Here is an 18,778-nt window from a genome sequence, read left to right on the forward strand (position 1 = left end):
AGTTTATGGAAACATTTGGTTTGCCAACGAAATAAAAAAATATAAACTATGTCTTTAAAGATTCTTTAGGAAATAAACCAGCTTCGTAAATTTCTTGACATAATGGATCAGAAGCATAAAAACTACCTGTTTTGATATATGCATAAGCTCTACAGCCACCTCTACAAGTAGAGAGAAATTTACACATTGAGCAGACTCCTTTTAATTGATTTACATTGATATTTCTTATTTCCTCCATAACAAAACTGTACCAGCATTCTTCTATAGTTTTTTCTCTAATATTCCCAATAATTAATTCATTTATAGAGGTTGTTGAATAAAAGAAATAACCATATAAAGTAAACATAGTAACAAATGAAAAAAACCCCTTGTGTTATAATTTAATTTAAGAGAAAACCACAACAAAACACAAGGGGGAAAAGATATACTCATGAATATTAAAGCACAAAATAAGAAATTTTTAAAGCTACTTTTTGTAGTGAAAAAGGTTACTGAAGCTCTGACAAGGAGAATAAAGCACAATAGAAGAGGACGCCCAAGGAAATTTAATTTGTTTCAAATAATAGCTTGTCTGGTTTACAAAGTTAAGAAGGGGATAAAGAGTTTCAGAGAATTAGAATATCGAATAAATCAAGACACAGAGTTTAAGCAAGTAGTAGGTATAGAAGAAAGTCCGGACTATTCATATTTTGCGAAGTTGTCAAGAAAAATAGAAAAAGAATACATGCAAGATATAAAAGACATATTAATAGCTAAGATAGAACCTGATATGAGTATAGCGATAGTAGATTCTACACCTTTGAGAAGTGCCAAAAATGATTCAGAAGCAAAAATAGGTATACATATTACAATAGGATTTTACAGGGGATACAAATTACATCTTTTGTGTACAGGTAAAGAAGAAGTAATACCACTTTTCTGGATTTTAACAGGGGCAAATGAACATGACTCAAGACAAGAAGAGCTTTTATATAGGGCATGGGGCTTTGGCTGTGAGATTGTATTAGCAGATGCGGGATACGATTGTAGCAGATGGTTTAATATAGCAAATGAGCTTAAAGTTAAATTTGTTGCTGGGATAAACAAAAGAAACATGAAAGATAAAAACAATGTTAAGAATGTTTTTAGAAGAAATAACATAAGATTTTTAGAAACTGAAGAGGGCAAAAAGCTATACAAGCATAGAACAAAGATTGAAAGACTATTTAGTAAATTAAAAGGTGAATATAATCTTGAGAATGTAAGGCTCAGGAGGTTTAAGAATTATAAAAGGTATATTGATTGGATACTAATTACTTTTTTGTTTGAGCAACTTCTCAGAAAAGTAGAAGGTAAGAAGTTTTCTTTCGCATATGAATGGAATCAATAACTTTTGCTCATTTTATGTATTATTGGTAATAATTTTTATTCAACAACCTAAATTCATTTATATTTAATAAACCATCACATGGTGCTATATTCCCATTAGAATCAATTCCTATTATGTTTGGAAATGTACAGTAATAACCTTTCCCATACTTTCTTGTTGATAATACTTTTGGTATTAAACCAGGTGGTAAAATAAGACTTAGCTCGGTAGAAGTATTTTTACTTACAAAATATTCTGCTATATTACTAAAAATATCCATTTTTTCTTTTACTGATACATCTATTGCAGAACAAGCTCTTCCTGTTGGAAGTAATGGAATTAATGCATATGTATCAACGTTTAATTCACAAGCTAAATCATATAACTTGAAAATTTGATTTTTGTTATCTTCCATTAATGTCGTTGCCATTATCACTGTAGTATCAGAATTTTTAAAATATCTCTTTGCTAAATTTAATGCTTTTATTCCTTCTCTAAAAGCTCCTATTTTATTTCTTATTTTATCATGTGTTTCTTCTAATCCATCTATACTAACTTGAAAAATCTTCAAATTAAATTTTGATAATATTTTTATTATTTCTTCGTCGATAGTAATTCCATTAGTACTCACTGAAATTCTCAATCCTTTATTATGTGCAAATTCACAAATTTCTAATATGTTTTCATTTAGAAAAGGTTCTCCACCATTTAAATACAAGTCTAAACAACCTGCCTCATATAACTGTTCAATTATCAATTTAATCTCGTTAACAGAAAGTTCACTTTGATAATCAAAATTTTTATTTGCTACATAACAATGTTTGCAAGCTAAATTACATTTGCGAGTAACTTTAACCGAAGCAGATAATATGGGTATGCTACTGAAAATATCTTCACTATTTACAAACATTTTCAAAATTCACTCTCCTACTATACAATCCGGCGGGAAAAGACCCTCTTCATATAGTTTTTGGCACGTTGGAAATGGTGCATGTATATCTTTATAATACGCATACGCTGAGGCACGACAACTACCTGCACATGTACTTAGAAATATACATTTACTACAAACACCTTTAATATCTAATCTATTTAGTTCGGACAACTTTGAAAATACATTAGACCTTTCCCATATATCCAAGACAGAAGATTCTCTTATGTTTCCTGCAATATATTCAGGAAAAGTAAAAAAACCATCACATGGAGCAACATCACCATTTGCTTCAATACCTATGATATTAGGAAATGCACAACATACCTCAAATTGCTTATGCAGACCTTCTTCTCGTAAATCGGCAGGTACTAAAGCTGGCGGAATAATACTATTTTCTGCTAACTTGAATTTTCCTTTATATTTTCTATAAGCACTAAACAAATCATTAATTGCTAATTTTAATTCTTGCGAAGTTACATCTAGTTCACTATTAGCTCTACCAGCTACTAAAAGTAAAACTAAAGAATATATATCAACTTCATATTCAACTACAATATCAATTATTTTATTAATTTGATCATAATTTTCTTTCATAAGACAAGTAGCTATTGTCACATTTTTAAAATTCAACTCTTTTAATAATTTTAAAGCATTTATTGCTTTTTCGAAAAATCCATCACCTCTAATTTTATTATGAATTTCCTTAGGTCCATCAATACTAATTTGAAACATAGAAAAGTTTATATTTTGTATTTCTTTTAGTATATCTTTTGTGAGTAGAGAACCATTAGTACTTATTAATATTTCCATATTTTTATAGTACGCATATTGTAATATCTCTACTATATCTCCTCTTGCAAATGGCTCACCGCCTGTAAAAAAGATTTTCTTTACTCCAAATTCATCACTATAAACGTCTATTAGCTTCTTAATTTCTCGAGTAGTTAACTCATTATTAAATGGTTCACCTGAGTTACCATAGCAATGTTTGCAAAATGCATTACATCTTTTAGTTACTCTTATTGAAGCAGCAAGTATTGGTATATCACCTAATATCTCCTTAATTCCAATAGAAGTATCCACTAATTCCATTTATTCATCAATCCTTTCGATAAGATTCCCTTCTATCAATAAATTCAGGCAATTTTTTATATCTTCAATAATCATTTTTTTATCTTCATCAGATTGAGGCGTATATTTTTCAAAGAACTTTTTTACAATTATATTCTCATCTACAGGTTCTCTACAACATTCCCATATTTCAAAAGCTGTTTTGTTTAAAGCAATTCCATTACTAAATAAATATCCATTTTTAAATATTCTATAATCCACTTTTACTTGTTTATATTTAGGCATCTAAACACCCCCCATTTTAATCAGTATTTCAATATATCCTTTCAAAAAATAACAAAACAAAAACTGCTAAACCCGAAATTAAAATAAATACAGCACTTACAAACAAACCATATGAAATGCCTAAAACCTTTATAAAGTAACCAATTCCTATACCTGCTAAAATTTCGCCGCTCGCTTCTGCAAATTGAAAAAAAGATAATGTAGTAGCCCTTATTTCAGAATCAATAAATTTATTTAGATAACTTTGAAGATAAGGTCTAAGAATAACTTCTAATACAAAAAAGGACACTAAACATAAGTATGAGATAATATTTAAGTTTATAAAGATAGCAACAGTTAGTATTATAAACATTGAAATTTTTAGATTGCCAATTATTAATAAATCATTCTTTTTATTGTTAATCAACATGTTTTGTAAAAACATAAACGCAAGACCAAAAATAGCACTAATTATATATATATTGCTTATCCAAAAAACGTTGAATTTTCTATATTTTAAATATGTCTGATAAAATCTTTCTATACCATCAAATCCTATTGCAAATAAAAACATTGCTAATGACAATAACAATAGAGTTTTACTTGACATCACATAAGAAACAGATAATTTTATTTTATTTATTATTGACTTATTGATATTCGAATTATGAGATACTGGCAACGATTCAGGTACAAAAATACATGTTATTAAGGTAGCAATTAAATATAATACTGCTGACACTAAAAATGGCATAATAGTATTCATTTTGTACAAATAGGTTATAAAAATTGCTCCAATAATACTTCCAGCAATCAAAATAATGTACATTTTTCTCAACTCATTTTCAAGTTTATCGACTTTCCCTTTCAGAATCAAATGATCAGCTAACCATGCCTCTAATGCTCCAGATTCGAAAGAATCAGCTAATCCCATTATTAATACTGAAAATACAAACATATAAATTGTATTTCCCAATGAAAATAAGAAAAAAGCTATAAAATATAAAAAAGCTGATAAAAATAATGAAACTTTTCTACCATATTTATCTGCAAATGCCCCAAGAGGAATTTCTGTGATAAACCTAACTGTTTCCAAAACTGTACCTAATATACCAATAAAAAACAAAGAAATTTTGTTGTTTGACATATGCAATATCCAAATAGGAAAAAATAACCCTTTTGCAGTGCCTTTTAAAAAAATTGTTACATAATAAGCTAACATAAAACCCCCTCGCGTTTCTTGTTAGTAGTGGCAAGTCACTAAAAGTGACTTGCCACTAATGATTTAAACTTTGTGACCGCCCATTACTACTAAACCTCTAACTACCCTTTTAACAACAGGTTTAGAGTAATTTTTCATCATTAAATAGCACCTCCTCTCTTGTTAGAATATTTTGTAATGTTATAAAACGCTCATTATGAGCGTTTTATGTAATAATTTAGATGATCAAGTGTCAAATCATTCTTTTGTAAGATAAAATTGAACCTCAATAATTATATATATGCATGTTTTAATATTTTCTTTTTTATATTCCCTGGTATACCATCCTATTTGCATATAAACTATCTCATTTGCGAGAGGCAATATGCAAATTGCTATATTTATTAATATTCTCCTTGGAATTTTCACCTCAATTTTACTTTATTAATTTTTATCCTGTCAAACTCGTTTTTTTTTTTTTTTTTTAGTTAATTTCAAGCAATTTTTAGCTATAAGCTTTCTCTTTCTTCAAATATCTCTATATTTCTTAAATTTTCTCATGTTTTTTCGCAAACAAAAAGCTGCCCCCTTCTCTGGAGGCAGCTATCTAAATTGCTTTTTAAAAGCATTTTTAAACTATATCTCTCTTTATCCTCATCAAACCATTGAACAAGAACGGCAAAAGGAAAAATGCAAGCAGAACAAGACCTATCACAACACAGATTGAAACCTGCATTAATGTCAAAATCCCAGATGGCAGCATTGCCGCAAATGTGCCGGCTAAAATTATCACCGCTGATGTTACAACATGACCAATGTTTGCTGAGGTAAGTCTCAGTGCTTTGTTTATCTCCAAGTCTTTATATTCATAAAATCTTATCAGCAAGAACACACTGCAGTTTATTCTAAAGTATACTTTTCCTTTCCTTCTCTATCCATTTATCCTTAAATACAATCATATTATGACATAGAGCCTAATTTTTGTTCCTTTACGTATCTATACATTTTATCAAATTTACCCATAAAATTATATTACAAAAAAAGAAAAAATCGCCTTTATTTTTACAAAGGGACTTTTGTAGATTGCTGAAATAAAAATAACCTGCAAATCTTTGAAAATAAAGGATTGCAGGCTATTTAAGCTTAAGAAAAATTCTATAGCGAAAAAATACTCTGCTCACTTTCCCTGAGATTTTTGTTTTTTATTCAAAATTGTTCTATCGCCTTTTTACAGGTTCTTTTCTCCAATCAAAAGAGTCTTTAAAAATGTCTAATCTGTGACCATTAATTATAACTACATGATTATTTATCCATCTAACATCAGCTCTATCTTCCGGGTAATCCCAGTATATGTTTCTAATTTTTAAGCCACTTTTATAACACAGCTCTCCTCTAACTCCATATGCTGTTGTTGCACCACCATTGATTAAGTAAAATTTAATTTTATATTTTCCATCAGGGGATAAAGATTCACTTAAAAATTCGCCATGCGGAAGCATGTTCATATCAAAAAATCGCCAGCAGACAAATAAAGTAAATAATAATATGAGCATTAATATTGTCATCAATAATTTGATTAATATTCTTTTAAAAGAACCTTTGTTTACTTCAGCTGAACCATTAGATTTATAAACCTTGCTCATACCATGATATCCCTTTCCTAATTGCTTCTTGATCTTTCGGATCATCAAAATAGCTATTATACCAAGAAATTTTAAAATTTCCAGTTAATATTTGAGCAAGTCCAGCAGCTGAACATAAAACTTCTGCTGGAAGAGGTAATGATCTACCTGTATATCCATAATGAATATTACCAATATCTTCTCCATGTATATACTCTATCTTACCATCAACAACGATTTTATATAATTTATTCCATCCATATATTCTTTTGTAATCCCAATCACCACCTTCTCTTACTTTAGATGTCCAATATGCAACTTTTGCAGAATACGCTAAGGCAGCATTTCCACTAATAATTAATGTTGATAAATAAATACCGTTCAATTCATTTACATTAGCTCTGCACATTTCTATCAAATATACACGCTCTGGCTCATCTGGATCACGCTGAATAACAATTGAATTTTTATCGCTTTTTACACTTTTATTTTTTAGTTGTATATTTTTTGAAAGCTGTATACTAAAATCATCTTTTACTTCTATAATTCCTTCCTCTATAGCTAAGTTAAGGTATTTTATGCATTCTTTATACTTCAATATTAAATTATCGTCTTTGACTATATCTTTTATTGATTCATTGACAGTAATACTTCCATCATCATTAATCCTTAAATAATTTTTGGGACTTTTTAGCACAAGACTATTAATATTGAGCAAACTTTCTATCAATTTACTATCTTGCAATGTATAGTTGCCAACTATCTTATATTTTTCATCTTCAGCATATGACAAAGAGAAGTTAAATACATTAAATATAAATACAAAACTCGTCATAATACTTAAAAAAGCTACCTTCTTTTTACGGTTTTTCATATTCTTATTCCTCCTACCTATTTTATTTTGCATCCCTTCATGAGCACCCATGAGAGGTTGATGCCATTGTAAGTTGAAATCTTTTAAGTTACGGAAAAACAAATAAACATATAATAGTAGCAGACATAAACTTGTTGCAATATTTTCTTTTAATATTTTCTGGTATACCATCCTATTTGCATATAATCTATCTTATTCGCGAAAGGATATATGCAAATTTCTATACTTATTAATATCATCCTTGGTATTTTCACCTCAATTTTACTTTATTAATTTTTATTCTGTCAACCTCGTTTTTTTTTTTTTTTTTAGTTAATTTTAAGCAATTTTTAACTATCAGCTCTCTCTTACTTTAAATCGCTTTAAATTTCTTTAATTTTCTCAATATTGTTACACAAACAAAAAGCTGCCACCTTTTATAGGTAGCAGCCTTTTATTTTTTTTTAAAGATACTTTTTTAAACTATGTCCCTTTTTACCCTCATCAAAGTATTATACAAAAACGGCAGCAGGAAAAATGCAAGCAAAAGAAGACCTATCACAACACAGATGGAAACCTGCATTAATGTCAAGATTCCAGATGGCAGCATTGCTGCAAATGTGCCGGCTAAAATTATCACTGCAGATGTTACTACATGTCCTATATTTGCTGAGGTAAGCCTGAGTGCCTCATTTATCTCCAAGTCTTTATATTCATAAAACCTTATCAGCAAGAATACACTGTAGTCTATTCCAAGAGCTAAGAACACAACAAAGGTGAAAAATGGCACGCTCCAGTTAAGTGCTTCGTACTTGAAAATGCCTTTGAAAATCATCTCTGTGATAGAGAGTGCAAGGTAGTAGTCGACAAAAACTATTACTACCATCACACCTGCATTAAAGATTGACCTTGAAATAATGAACATGAGTATTAAAATGCTTATTATCATTATTAGTCTTAAAGTCTTGAAATCCTTAAAATAAATGCTTCTCAAATCGTGGTTGCTTGATGATATTCCTCCAACTCCCCATGAAACAAATTTAGTGTCTACAAACTCTAAAGAATTTTTCAAAACTTTTTCCACGTTGTCAACAACATCAATTGCTTTGTTTGTATATGGGTTTGTGTCAAGAATCAAGATTATCTTTGTTATTGTTCTATCTTTATTCATATATGAATCTAAAGCCTTTTTGAAGCTATTACTTTTTATAGCCTCTGGTGGAACATAAAAGATGTTTGTTGTCTTGTATCCTTCAAAATAACTCTTCATACTCTGCATAGAATTTGCCATCTTGTTAAGTGCATCAGAAATCTGCAAAAGCGCTGATTTTAAACTTGTAAACCCTGTCTGAAGTTCATCAACTTTTTTTAGAATCTGTTCTTTTTGTTTGTCAAACTCCTGAATTTTTGAATACATAAGATTTACACCTGAGATTATTTCCTTTTGCCCCTTGTCAATTTTGTTATAACCACTTACAACTTTTCCTTGAGCATCTGCAAGATGTTTGGTAGCTACAGCAATACTGTCAATCGAATTTGAGATAAAGTTTTAAAGAATTATCTGCCTCTGAAATTTGTAATGAAATCCTTTCACATTCAGATGAAAATTCTTTTAGCTTAAGGGCAAGTTTGCTGCTTTCACTTTCAATCTTCGATAGAATCTCTGCAGCCATAATATAATTGATACACTTTTCGCTTGCAAAATTTACATAAATTTATGGATGCTTTCAACTTTCTTTTGTTTTTAAATAAAACTACTTTCTTTGCTGAAAATGCACATTTTATATTACCGGTAATTGCTTTGTTATTATCTATTTTACCCAACATTGAACCAACAATAAATATACCCTTGCGCAAAAAAATAAATCTAACTTCTATAAAAATTGAGTCTACTATTGATATTTCGTCATCGTTCTATCAATCTAATTCATCGCTCTAATTCATAGATATAACAAAACAAATCTTTATTTAACTAATATTACTTCTGCCATTGTTGTAGGATCATTTATTGCTAAAAACCAACAACCCAAATAATTTATTTTATCAATATTTTTATCTACTTTTCCATTAACTTGAATATCAAATAAAAATCTATTGCCCTGTTTTGGATTAATCAATATAACATTCCAAGGAATTTTTAGCTGAAGTAAAAAGCTATCATCGTTTTTTGTTATTTGTACTTTATCAAGTATATTTTCTAATATCTTATCTTGATTAACATTATACTCACCTTCAATTATTCTTTTCTCCCCACTAACATCTTTGATTTTAATATCTATCATCTTTAATATTTGATAATTGTAAAAACTTAAAATAATTTCCATATCTTTTTTATACCAATGCTCTAATTCTGATGATGGTAATTTTATTACAATAATGAAAAAACTATAGTCCCAGCTAACTCCAATAGAAATATTTTCTCCATTTAAAATTATTTCATTCCTTTCATATGTTTCTGTATTCAACAAACAACATTTCAAATTATAAAATAATATATTTTCGCAAGATTTTCTAATTTTATATGGGCAAATAAGAAATATACCTTCTCTCAATTTAAAAATAGCTGTTTTTATTATGTCTGCTTTGTTACTAAAAATAAACTTTGAAGCATTATATTTCAATAACTCTTTAATAACTTTTTTTCTAAAACCTTCTTTTACATTATGAAGAGAGTTATGATAGACATTTTGGAGTTCAACTATATATTTTTGATACATTCCTTTAGGAAATATTTCTGAAATTAACTTTAATGCAAATAGAACTTCACCTACTATATTTAGTTTTTCGGCATTTTTTAATATCTCCTCCCAAACAATCTTATTTCTATACTTATTCTCAAAAAGTAAAATATCTATAAGTAGTAATAATCTTAAGTATGGCTCCTTCCCTTCTGTTAACATAGAATAATAATCCAAGATAAAATCCTTTGAAAAATGATATAATAAATATAAAAAATTATTGTTAACATCTAACCGATAGAAAATTTTCCCTTTAACTTTATATTGTTCTGCTTTATTTATCAATTGTTTTATAAATTCATTTTCATCATCCCAGTTACATGTAAATTTTAAATGAACTTCAATCGGAACATTAACTAGCATATTCCCAATAATTAACTGTTTGTTCATAGAAGGTAAATGATTATGTCCTCGTAGTTTTAAATCATAAACGTTAATTAAATTATCACTTACATGTAATCCTTTTTCATCTTTATATCCTAACTTACCTAAATGGTCTAATAATACTGGTAAATCGTCACAAGTAACTAAAATATCTATATCACTTGTTTTTCTAATTTCTGGGTATTTATATAAATCATAGCTTAGTAAAATACCTTTCAAAAACAAAACTTTTATCTTCGAACAAATTTCATTTATATTTAACATCTCGTTAAATATAATATCATTGATAAATTTTTGAAATTTTATTTTTGCGGTTGTTCTATTTAAGACTTCGTCATCTATATTATATTTTGAAAATAATACTCTATCTAGTTCGTAACTTTCAGCAAATTTATATAGAAGACTCTCATCTTTTATATAATTTATCAAGTAATTATATAAAACCTCATATACTTTCATTATATACCATTCTCCTCCTAAAATAAAATTTAATTGAAATCAATTTGATAAATTTTATTAAAATATCTCAATAAGTTCCTTTCATGAGTAACCATAATAATAGTAGTGTTTGGATCTTCTAGCAGACTGGAAATAACTTTTTTCCCCTCTTCATCTAAATTTGCAGTTACTTCGTCAAACAAATAAAATTGCCTCCCTTTGAGCATTGCTCTTCCAAGAGAAATTCGTTGTTTTTGCCCACCTGATAAATAAATTCCATTATCACCCGCACGTTTGTCTTTTATTTCTTCCAACATTAGTTTTTTCATAACGCTCTCTAAAGTATTTATTTCTTTGTTGAATTTCACCATCTTGATATTATCTTCCACTGAAAAGTTAAATATAAATGGCTGTTGAGAACAATACCCAATTCTTTCTCTTAAACTCTCTAAATTTATTTCCTTGAGTTCAATCCCATTAATGTAAATTTCACCTTCATAGTCCTCATAGAAACCTAAAAGAATTTTTAAAAAAGTAGTCTTTCCAGACCCATTTTCACCTATTATTGCTACTTTATCTCCTTTTTTTATGTCAAGAGAAATATTCTTGAAAATATAATCTTTATCAAACCTATATCCTATATTTTTTATCTCTACAATTTCTATATCCTTTGTTAGTACTTTTCCTCCATATCTTTCTGGAGAGTTTATTAAATCTAATATCCTCTTTGAGAATATTTTAAGTTTATAAAACTGGTTAATCGTATTAATGATGTAATTTATCATTCCCTTTATCAAAATTGAATATCCAGTTATTTTTATAAAATCTCCCAAGGAAATTTTATTTCTTAACATAAAATAACTGCCCAAAATATACATAAATAGCATTGAAATCTGAGAGAAAGTATCATCCATTGTCTTTAAAATAACTGAAGTTTTGATCTTCTCTTTTACATACTTTTCAATAAAGTCTTGGTAGCACTTTTTTATCATTTCCTTTATTTCCTTTTCTAATGAATGAACTTTAATATACAAAAAACTTTGAACAACTTGATTTTCTAATTCTCTTAATTCATCTTTCCTCTCCTGACCATATTTTGTAATTCTCTGGTTTTGTTTTTTTGTGATTAGAGGAATTATTATAGGAAGTAAAACTAATATAAAAGATAATATTGAATAAAAAATTTCTATTTTTATCATTACATATAGTACGTAAAGTATGAATATACAAGAAAACAAAATTTCAACAACATCCAAAATTGCAAATCTAAATAATCTTATATCATCATTAAATCTTGTCAGCACTTCACCAACTGTCAATTTATTTAATTTCAAAAGCTTTTGACACAAAAATTTTTTGTAGATATTAGTATCGTGTAGGACTACTACCTTCCCAAATAATAAAGCTCTATATATAGAAGATATGCACGGCAAAACAAAAATAACAATACACAGAATAAATAGAAGATTAATTATGTTGTTTTTCAATAAATAAAAATCTCTTTTTAATGCTGCATCCATATAAACTCCTAATTTTGATACCAAATATATGTCTACAATATTTTGTAGAGAAAAAATAATTATATCACACAACAATACATACCAATATTTAACCAAAAAATCCTTAACTAATCTATTTTTTTCTTTAATCACCATAAAAAACTACCTCGCTGTTAATAAATTTCAGCAATTTCGTTTACTGATTGGTTTTCGATTCTCCAAATTTTATTTACACAACTTGCCAATTCAATATTATGTGAAACAATTATTATTGTTTTTTCACTTTTACAAAGAATATCTTTCAAAATTTCTATACTTTTAGTATCAAGATAATTAGTCGGTTCATCAATTATTAAGATTGAAGACTTTTTCAACAACCCTCTTATTATTGATATTTTCTGTTTTTGCCCATCTGAAAGTTGATTAATTTTTTTTGATAAAATATCATCCAAACCAAACAAGTGCAGTAAACTTCTTTTTCTATCTTCCAAATTGTCTTGAATCATCATATTAAGGTTATTATCTATATCCTGTGTAAAGAAAGTAAAATTTTGAGGAATAAATGAAATGTGTTTACTGAAACTCTTAAAATCTACTTTTGAAAGTGGTACACCATTAATAAGAATATCACCTTTAAAAGATTCATAAAGTCCCATTATAAGCTTCAAAAGAGTAGTTTTTCCACTTCCATTAGAACCCATAATCAATATTTTATCTCCTTTGTTGATACGAAAATTTAATTTGTTGAAGATACTCTTAGAATTTTCATAGGAAAACGAAACATTTTTAAACACAATATTTTCAATTTCATTTATTTGTATCATATTCCCATATTGATCTTCTATATCAAAATTTAGTATTTCACTAATTCTTTCAAAAGAACTTTTTTCAACCCTCAAATTTTGAAAACCTTTTGCTGCTACTTTAAAATTATCAATTACAATAGGAAAAAGTGATATGAACACTACAACCAAATCAGGAGTTATTAATTTTTTATATAAAAATAAACCTAACATGATATATGTACCAAATTTTGCTATATTGTTGCATAAGTTGTAAAGTATATCTTCAATTGTTCCTACTTTTTCCATTTCATTTGCACATTTTTTGCTGACTTCTTCCAAGGAAAGAAATCTTAAAGAGGCCCATTCATAAAGATTATATGCTTTTATTACTTCAATTCCTTCAAAAGACTGTTTAATAAAACCTGTTAACTCATCATCTGCACGATGACTTTCCTCAACTATTTTATTCATATATTTTATTGTAAAAAACAGTGGAAATATAGGTAAAATCCAAAGACCAAAAAAAATAACTGAAAGAGAAAAATTTTTTAGACCCAAAAAAATAAAATAACCTGCTAAACATATTAAGGCTGAAAAAACTGAAGAATAATGAACATAAAAACACTTTACTATATCATTAAAGTCCTGCTCTAATCTATTTAAAATCTCACCTTGTCCATATTTTTCTATTAATGAATATTTGTTATTCAAAAACAACATAAATAACTTTTTCTTTAGTTCAATAATTCTATTCTCTTTAAAAAATTCAATTAACAATGAAAAAAATAATTTGCCAGAAATAATAATAAGATAAATTAAAAGAAAGGTAACTACATTACATATAAAAACCTCCATATCTTTTTGGATAGCTAATGAAAATAATTTAGCAAAGGTATTAGAAATATATATGTTTACGATACCCTCAATTAAATTTATAAAAACAATGAAAATAGTAGGTAATAACAATACTATTCTTACATAGTATTTAAAATTCATCCTTTTGCACCCTTCCCCAATAAATATAAGCTTATTCAATAATTCTACTCTGTATTGTTATATAAATTATCTAACAACCAATTACATGTTACTTTTGAATTAATCACTTTTTCTTCTAAATTTCAATCTGGCAAAAGTAATCTGTAATAGGTGCATTTATTGATTTATAACAAGTAATTGAGGTAGTATTGTTTTGATCTAAAAATACTTTTAAAGGTAGATTTTTATAATTATATACTAAGCAAGAAAGAATTAACTCCTTTTCTTTTTGCATTATTATTCTAAATTTATTGTTTTCGAAATGATATAGTTCCGGTATATATGCAACATTCAAAGTTTTATTGTAATTCTTTAATTTTGAAACGAATTAATTGTAATTATTTTGTATTTTAAAATTTGTTTTTATATCTATTAAGAAAGTTCTCACATTATTTTGCATTACATCTTTATAGTTTTGTAAATTTATCAAAGTCTATTAATTGAATTAACATAATCACACCTTACAATTAAATATACTACTATCAATTCATATCGTTAATGACAATTTAGTCATAATTTTCTCTCATAAGACAAGTGGCTACTGTCACATTTTTAAAGTTCAATTCTTTTAAGGACTTTAAAGCATTTATTGCTTTTTCAAAAAATCCATCACCTCTAATCTTATTATGAATTTCTTTAGGACCATCAATACTAATTTTAAATACAGAAAAATTTATATTTTGTATTTCCCTTTAGTATATCCCTTGTAAGTTATAACTACTATTGCTGATTAACATTTCCATATTTTGTAGTATGCATATTGTAATATCTCTACTATATCTTCTCTCTCTCAATATACCTTTGATTTTCTCAAAATATCTCGCGATTTCTTTAAAATTCGCTATCGAAACAAATAATTTTGTTCTTGATATTGTTATTATTGCTTTATTCTACCATACCCAGCTTAGACTCAGCCTCTCTATTGTATTTATCTTGTTGCTCTACCATATTACGGCGGGTATCTATCCACAACAACCATGGTGTTTACCCTCTCATGTCTCTCAGGGTCTTTTCTCACTTGCCCTCAATTCCCTCGTCCCATCTACCATGGCGTGGACGTCAGTTATGCTCGTATGCAGGGTCTTCGCCCGTATGGAGGATGTACTCTGACCACCCGCTCACATTTTTCAATCTACTTTCTATAAAAAATCATTTAATCCTTTCTCCTTCATTTCTTAACCATCAATACATTTTCTAAGATGTGAACTATTATTAAAAGGGGCGCTTTGCTACTCGACATGACTTAATCTCCTCGCAAAGCTAAGAATTTCTTTACCCCCTCAAGATGTGAATCACTCAAACTATTTCTCCTGCTTTAAACTAAGAATGTTCAAGCAATTTTTCTCACTTCGCTTCACTTCACGCTGTCCTTGCTAAAGCCTCTCTCTTTATATCGCTCAACATCTTGTTCCCATCATACTTTACGCCTTTTTTCAAAATCGCATAAAACACCCTTATCAATTTACAACACAGTGCTATTAATGATTGCTTCTTCTTCAAGGGATTGTTCTCTCGCGTGGTGTAATACCTGTGCAGCTGCTTAAATTCTTCATTCTTTGCTACTATTGTAATCATGGCCTTGAACAAGCTACTTCTGAGCCTTCCTCGCCCTCTTTTACTTATACACGTCTGACCCTTGTACTTGCCAGAACTATTCTCAACTATATTGAGTCCCGCTAATTTCTGTATCTGCTTCGAATCCTCATACCTCTTTATATCTCCAACCTCTGAAATAAATCCAACTGCTGTCTTCACTCCAACACCTTTTATTTCAAGAAGCTTATCGCCATTCGGCACCTCTTTCAAAAGCTCTGCCATCTCGGCTTCTATCTCTTCTACTTGCTTGTTTAAAAGCTCATATTCTTCAAGCAAATATTTTATCTCTTGTCTTGCCAGCTTTCTACCTTCTTTTTTACCTATACTTCTTTTGGCAGCTTCTGTTAAATCCATCGCCCTCCTGCGACTAATCGCTCGCTTATCTACTTTGTCACGCCAGTACTCTATAATCCCTTCTACTTCCTTCCCTACTACATCACAAGGCAATGGCATTTCTCTCAGCGTCGCTATTGCTGTCTTGCCTTCCCAATCAGAAAATACTCCTAAAAACTCTGGAAAATATATATCAAGCCAATTGATTATTTGATTTTTTAAAACATTCAGCTGTTTTTGAAGCCTTTCATATATGTTCATCGCTACTCTCATCTCAGCATATATACCCTCGGGTATATTTGGTTCTGTGTATCTTCCATCCTTCACAAGCATTGCTATCGTCTTCGGATCCTTTATATCACTCTTAGTTTGCGTGTTATCATCAAGCTCCTTGCTCCTCTTCACGTGAAAAGGATTCACTAATACCACTTTTATGCCATTCTCTCTTAAGTACTGCTCAAAGCACAGCCAGTAATGCCCTGTAGGTTCTATCCCAACTATCATACTCTCCTTGCCATTTGCTTTCATTATCTTATTTGCCCAATCCAGAAATTTTTCCATACCTTCTTTCCTATTCTCAAATTCTATTCTCTTACCAAGCTCCACTCCTCTGAAGTCAAATGCTCTACCAACATGCCTTTCCTTTGCTATATCTACTCCTACAACTAAAGTTCTTTCTGTGACTTGTAATATCTTTTCATTTTGTGTATACTTCAAAGAGGGTACCTCCTTTGTTGTGTTTTTTCGTAAGTTGTACAACTTACTTTATTAATTTTATCAGGAGGTACCTTATCTTTTCAAATCTCTTTTCTCTTCATTTTCACTCATTTTCGTTCATTACAGGAATGCTCTCGTATAATATGATTATCAAATCACTTAAAACTTCATATCTCAATTGGTACATTTAATTATCAGTACCAATTGATTACTGGAAATTCATTTTGATAATGCACCTTTCTTAAAACACTCATTTCTCAAAAATTGAATATTAAAATTGACTGCTACAGTTTAAATTTGCCCTTTATCTTTGGTAAACTAAAATCAGAAAAAGTTTAAGCCTGATTTAGTTTATTTGGATATATTTTGAACACCTCCTGCTGGACGTGCTTTGACATCTGCACGCCACAGCTTGCGAAAGACTGAACCCCAAAGGATTACATGAGTAATGTTTACTCGTTTGCTGTGCACGGTCAGGTTACCACATCTGATTTGAGCATATCAGATGTGTGCACCCTGTAAACTGCTCCGTAGCTCTAATATCGGCGAGGCTGCATTACATGTAATCCCCAAGGATAAAGGGCTTAACACTTTTTCTTACCACTACTTGCAAAAAGGAGGTCTTCAAATTGCCAAATACTTTAATCGTGGGCATTGATATCAGTAGTCAGTCAAATTCTATCTTCTTCATCGATGATGCCGGTAATCACTTGATTAAAAAACCTTTTTCCTTGCCTAATGATCAAGAAGGCGCTAACGAATTAATCAAAAGAGTTATTGACTGCCTCAGCCAGTATAATCTATCCTGTATTAAGTTTGGCATGGAAGCAACTTCACATTACGCTTGGCATCTGCACTTGTATCTTGCTTCTTCATCTGAACTGCTGCCATATAAACCAACTTTTTATGTTCTCAACCCAAGCATAGTCAAAGGCTTCAAAAAAATCTACACTTTCTTGCCTAAAACAGATAGCATCGATGCAATTATCATCGCTGAATGTGTCAGGTTCAGCAAACTCAACCCAACACCTTTGCCTGATTTTAAATATGCTGCACTACAACGCCTTACCAGAATGCGCTATCATCTTGTTCACAATCTAACTCGCGAAAAAAACAGAGCTCTCAATCTCATATACCTTAAATTCTCTACTTATTCTCAAGACTGTCCATTTTCAGATATCTTCGGTAAAGCTTCTTGTGCTATCATCGAAAACTTTACACCTGATGATATCGCTTCTATGCCTTTAGAAGACTTAATTAAATTCGTATCCGATAACGGCAACAATAGACTCTCAGATGTCAATAAAATCGCTGAAATACTTAAAACCGAGGCTCAAGCGTTCATACAGATTACATCCTCTGTTGGCTGAGGCAAATGACTTAGCTTTGTCTATGACCCTTGAAAACATTAGATTTATGCAAGAACAACTTAAAAAACTCGACAAAGAAATCTCAAAACTTCTTAAAGCTTTCTCTCAAACATTAACAACCGTCCCTGGCATAGGAGATGTTCTTGCAGCCGGCATCATCGCTGAAATCGGTGATATCAAGCGCTTCAAAAATGAAGCTGCTTTGGCAAAGTATTCTGGCCTTGTTTGGACTCAGTACCAATCAGGCAACTTCAATGCCCAAGATGTCTCATTAGCTAAGTGTGGTAACCAATACCTGAGATACTATCTTGTTGAAGCTGCTAACTGTGTAAGGGTGCACACAGTACGCTACAAAGCCTTCTACAACAAGAAGTTCTCAGAGGTTACCAAGCATCAGCATAAACGTGCCCTCGTCCTCACCGCAAGACGCTTAATTCCTTTGATCTTTGCAATGCTCAGCAAAGGTCAAATATATCAAGAAAGAGGTGATGTTTACAATACTTAGTTAGTCCCAATTTTTTAATTTAATAATCTTTCCCAAACAAGCTGCCAGTTAAATTTTTCCATGCTGAGCGGCTCGGTATTTTATT

At 29.7% G+C, this 18,778-nt stretch carries 13 protein-coding genes and 3 pseudogenes; 2 read left to right on the plus strand and 14 right to left on the minus strand.

The features are described from left to right. Positions 1-46: 46 nt before the first annotated feature. Positions 47-346: an SPASM domain-containing protein gene (locus ELD05_RS08975; protein WP_127352156.1), complete on the minus strand. Its 300-nt coding sequence runs from the start codon at positions 344-346 to the stop codon at positions 47-49. A gap of 84 nt (positions 347-430) precedes the next feature. Between ELD05_RS08975 and ELD05_RS08980 the strand changes: the two genes are divergently transcribed. After that, on the plus strand, positions 431-1,369 hold the full coding sequence (locus ELD05_RS08980; protein WP_127350937.1) for a transposase: 939 nt from the start codon (positions 431-433) through the stop codon (positions 1,367-1,369). 19 nt (positions 1,370-1,388) lie between these two features. Here the strand turns inward: ELD05_RS08980 and ELD05_RS08985 are convergent, their stop codons facing one another. The 13 genes and pseudogenes from ELD05_RS08985 to ELD05_RS09040 form a co-directional block, all read right to left on the minus strand. Beyond that, positions 1,389-2,258, minus strand: a complete 870-nt coding sequence (locus ELD05_RS08985) for a radical SAM protein (protein ID WP_241243690.1) — start codon at positions 2,256-2,258, stop codon at positions 1,389-1,391. 9 nt (positions 2,259-2,267) lie between these two features. Beyond that, positions 2,268-3,374 carry a radical SAM/SPASM domain-containing protein gene (locus ELD05_RS08990; RefSeq protein ID WP_127352158.1) on the minus strand — a complete coding sequence of 369 codons (1,107 nt, stop codon included), beginning with the start codon at positions 3,372-3,374 and terminating at the stop codon, positions 2,268-2,270. Then, positions 3,375-3,638, minus strand: a complete 264-nt coding sequence (locus tag ELD05_RS08995; RefSeq protein ID WP_127352159.1) for a PqqD family protein — start codon at positions 3,636-3,638, stop codon at positions 3,375-3,377. It abuts the gene before it with no gap. Positions 3,639-3,666: 28 nt separating this feature from the next. Continuing rightward, positions 3,667-4,839 carry an MFS transporter gene (locus ELD05_RS09000; protein WP_127352160.1) on the minus strand — a complete coding sequence of 391 codons (1,173 nt, stop codon included), beginning with the start codon at positions 4,837-4,839 and terminating at the stop codon, positions 3,667-3,669. Between the two features lie 237 nt (positions 4,840-5,076). Beyond that, positions 5,077-5,247: a hypothetical protein gene (locus ELD05_RS14105; protein WP_206516874.1), complete on the minus strand. Its 171-nt coding sequence runs from the start codon at positions 5,245-5,247 to the stop codon at positions 5,077-5,079. 202 nt (positions 5,248-5,449) lie between these two features. Continuing rightward, positions 5,450-5,722, minus strand: a pseudogene (locus ELD05_RS09005) (MMPL family transporter); the annotation flags it as partial. Between the two features lie 313 nt (positions 5,723-6,035). Continuing rightward, a complete protein-coding gene (locus ELD05_RS09010; RefSeq protein WP_011917021.1) occupies positions 6,036-6,461 on the minus strand; it encodes a DUF5412 family protein in 426 nt (141 codons plus the stop codon). Further along, positions 6,445-7,365, minus strand: a complete 921-nt coding sequence (locus tag ELD05_RS09015; protein WP_241243455.1) for a polymorphic toxin type 44 domain-containing protein — start codon at positions 7,363-7,365, stop codon at positions 6,445-6,447. The genes ELD05_RS09010 and ELD05_RS09015 overlap by 17 nt, the downstream gene beginning before the upstream one ends. A 406-nt stretch (positions 7,366-7,771) precedes the next feature. Then, positions 7,772-8,984, minus strand: a pseudogene (locus ELD05_RS09020) (MMPL family transporter); the annotation flags it as partial. A 273-nt stretch (positions 8,985-9,257) separates the two neighbouring features. Continuing rightward, positions 9,258-10,874, minus strand: coding sequence for a nucleotidyltransferase family protein (locus ELD05_RS09025; protein ID WP_127352161.1), 1,617 nt, complete (start codon positions 10,872-10,874; stop codon positions 9,258-9,260). Between the two features lie 29 nt (positions 10,875-10,903). Continuing rightward, a complete protein-coding gene (locus tag ELD05_RS09030; RefSeq protein ID WP_014042880.1) occupies positions 10,904-12,508 on the minus strand; it encodes an ATP-binding cassette domain-containing protein in 1,605 nt (534 codons plus the stop codon). A 17-nt stretch (positions 12,509-12,525) separates the two neighbouring features. Then, a complete protein-coding gene (locus ELD05_RS09035; RefSeq protein ID WP_127352162.1) occupies positions 12,526-14,133 on the minus strand; it encodes an ATP-binding cassette domain-containing protein in 1,608 nt (535 codons plus the stop codon). Positions 14,134-15,531: 1,398 nt separating this feature from the next. After that, positions 15,532-16,818, minus strand: coding sequence for an IS110 family RNA-guided transposase (locus tag ELD05_RS09040; RefSeq protein ID WP_127350861.1), 1,287 nt, complete (start codon positions 16,816-16,818; stop codon positions 15,532-15,534). Positions 16,819-17,447: 629 nt separating this feature from the next. Here ELD05_RS09040 and ELD05_RS15030 point away from each other — a divergent pair. Further along, positions 17,448-18,693: pseudogene (locus ELD05_RS15030) on the plus strand (IS110 family RNA-guided transposase). Positions 18,694-18,778: the final 85 nt, after the last annotated feature.

Origin of the sequence: Caldicellulosiruptor changbaiensis, assembly GCF_003999255.1 — a bacterium.
Lineage (GTDB): Bacteria > Bacillota > Thermoanaerobacteria > Caldicellulosiruptorales > Caldicellulosiruptoraceae > Caldicellulosiruptor > Caldicellulosiruptor changbaiensis.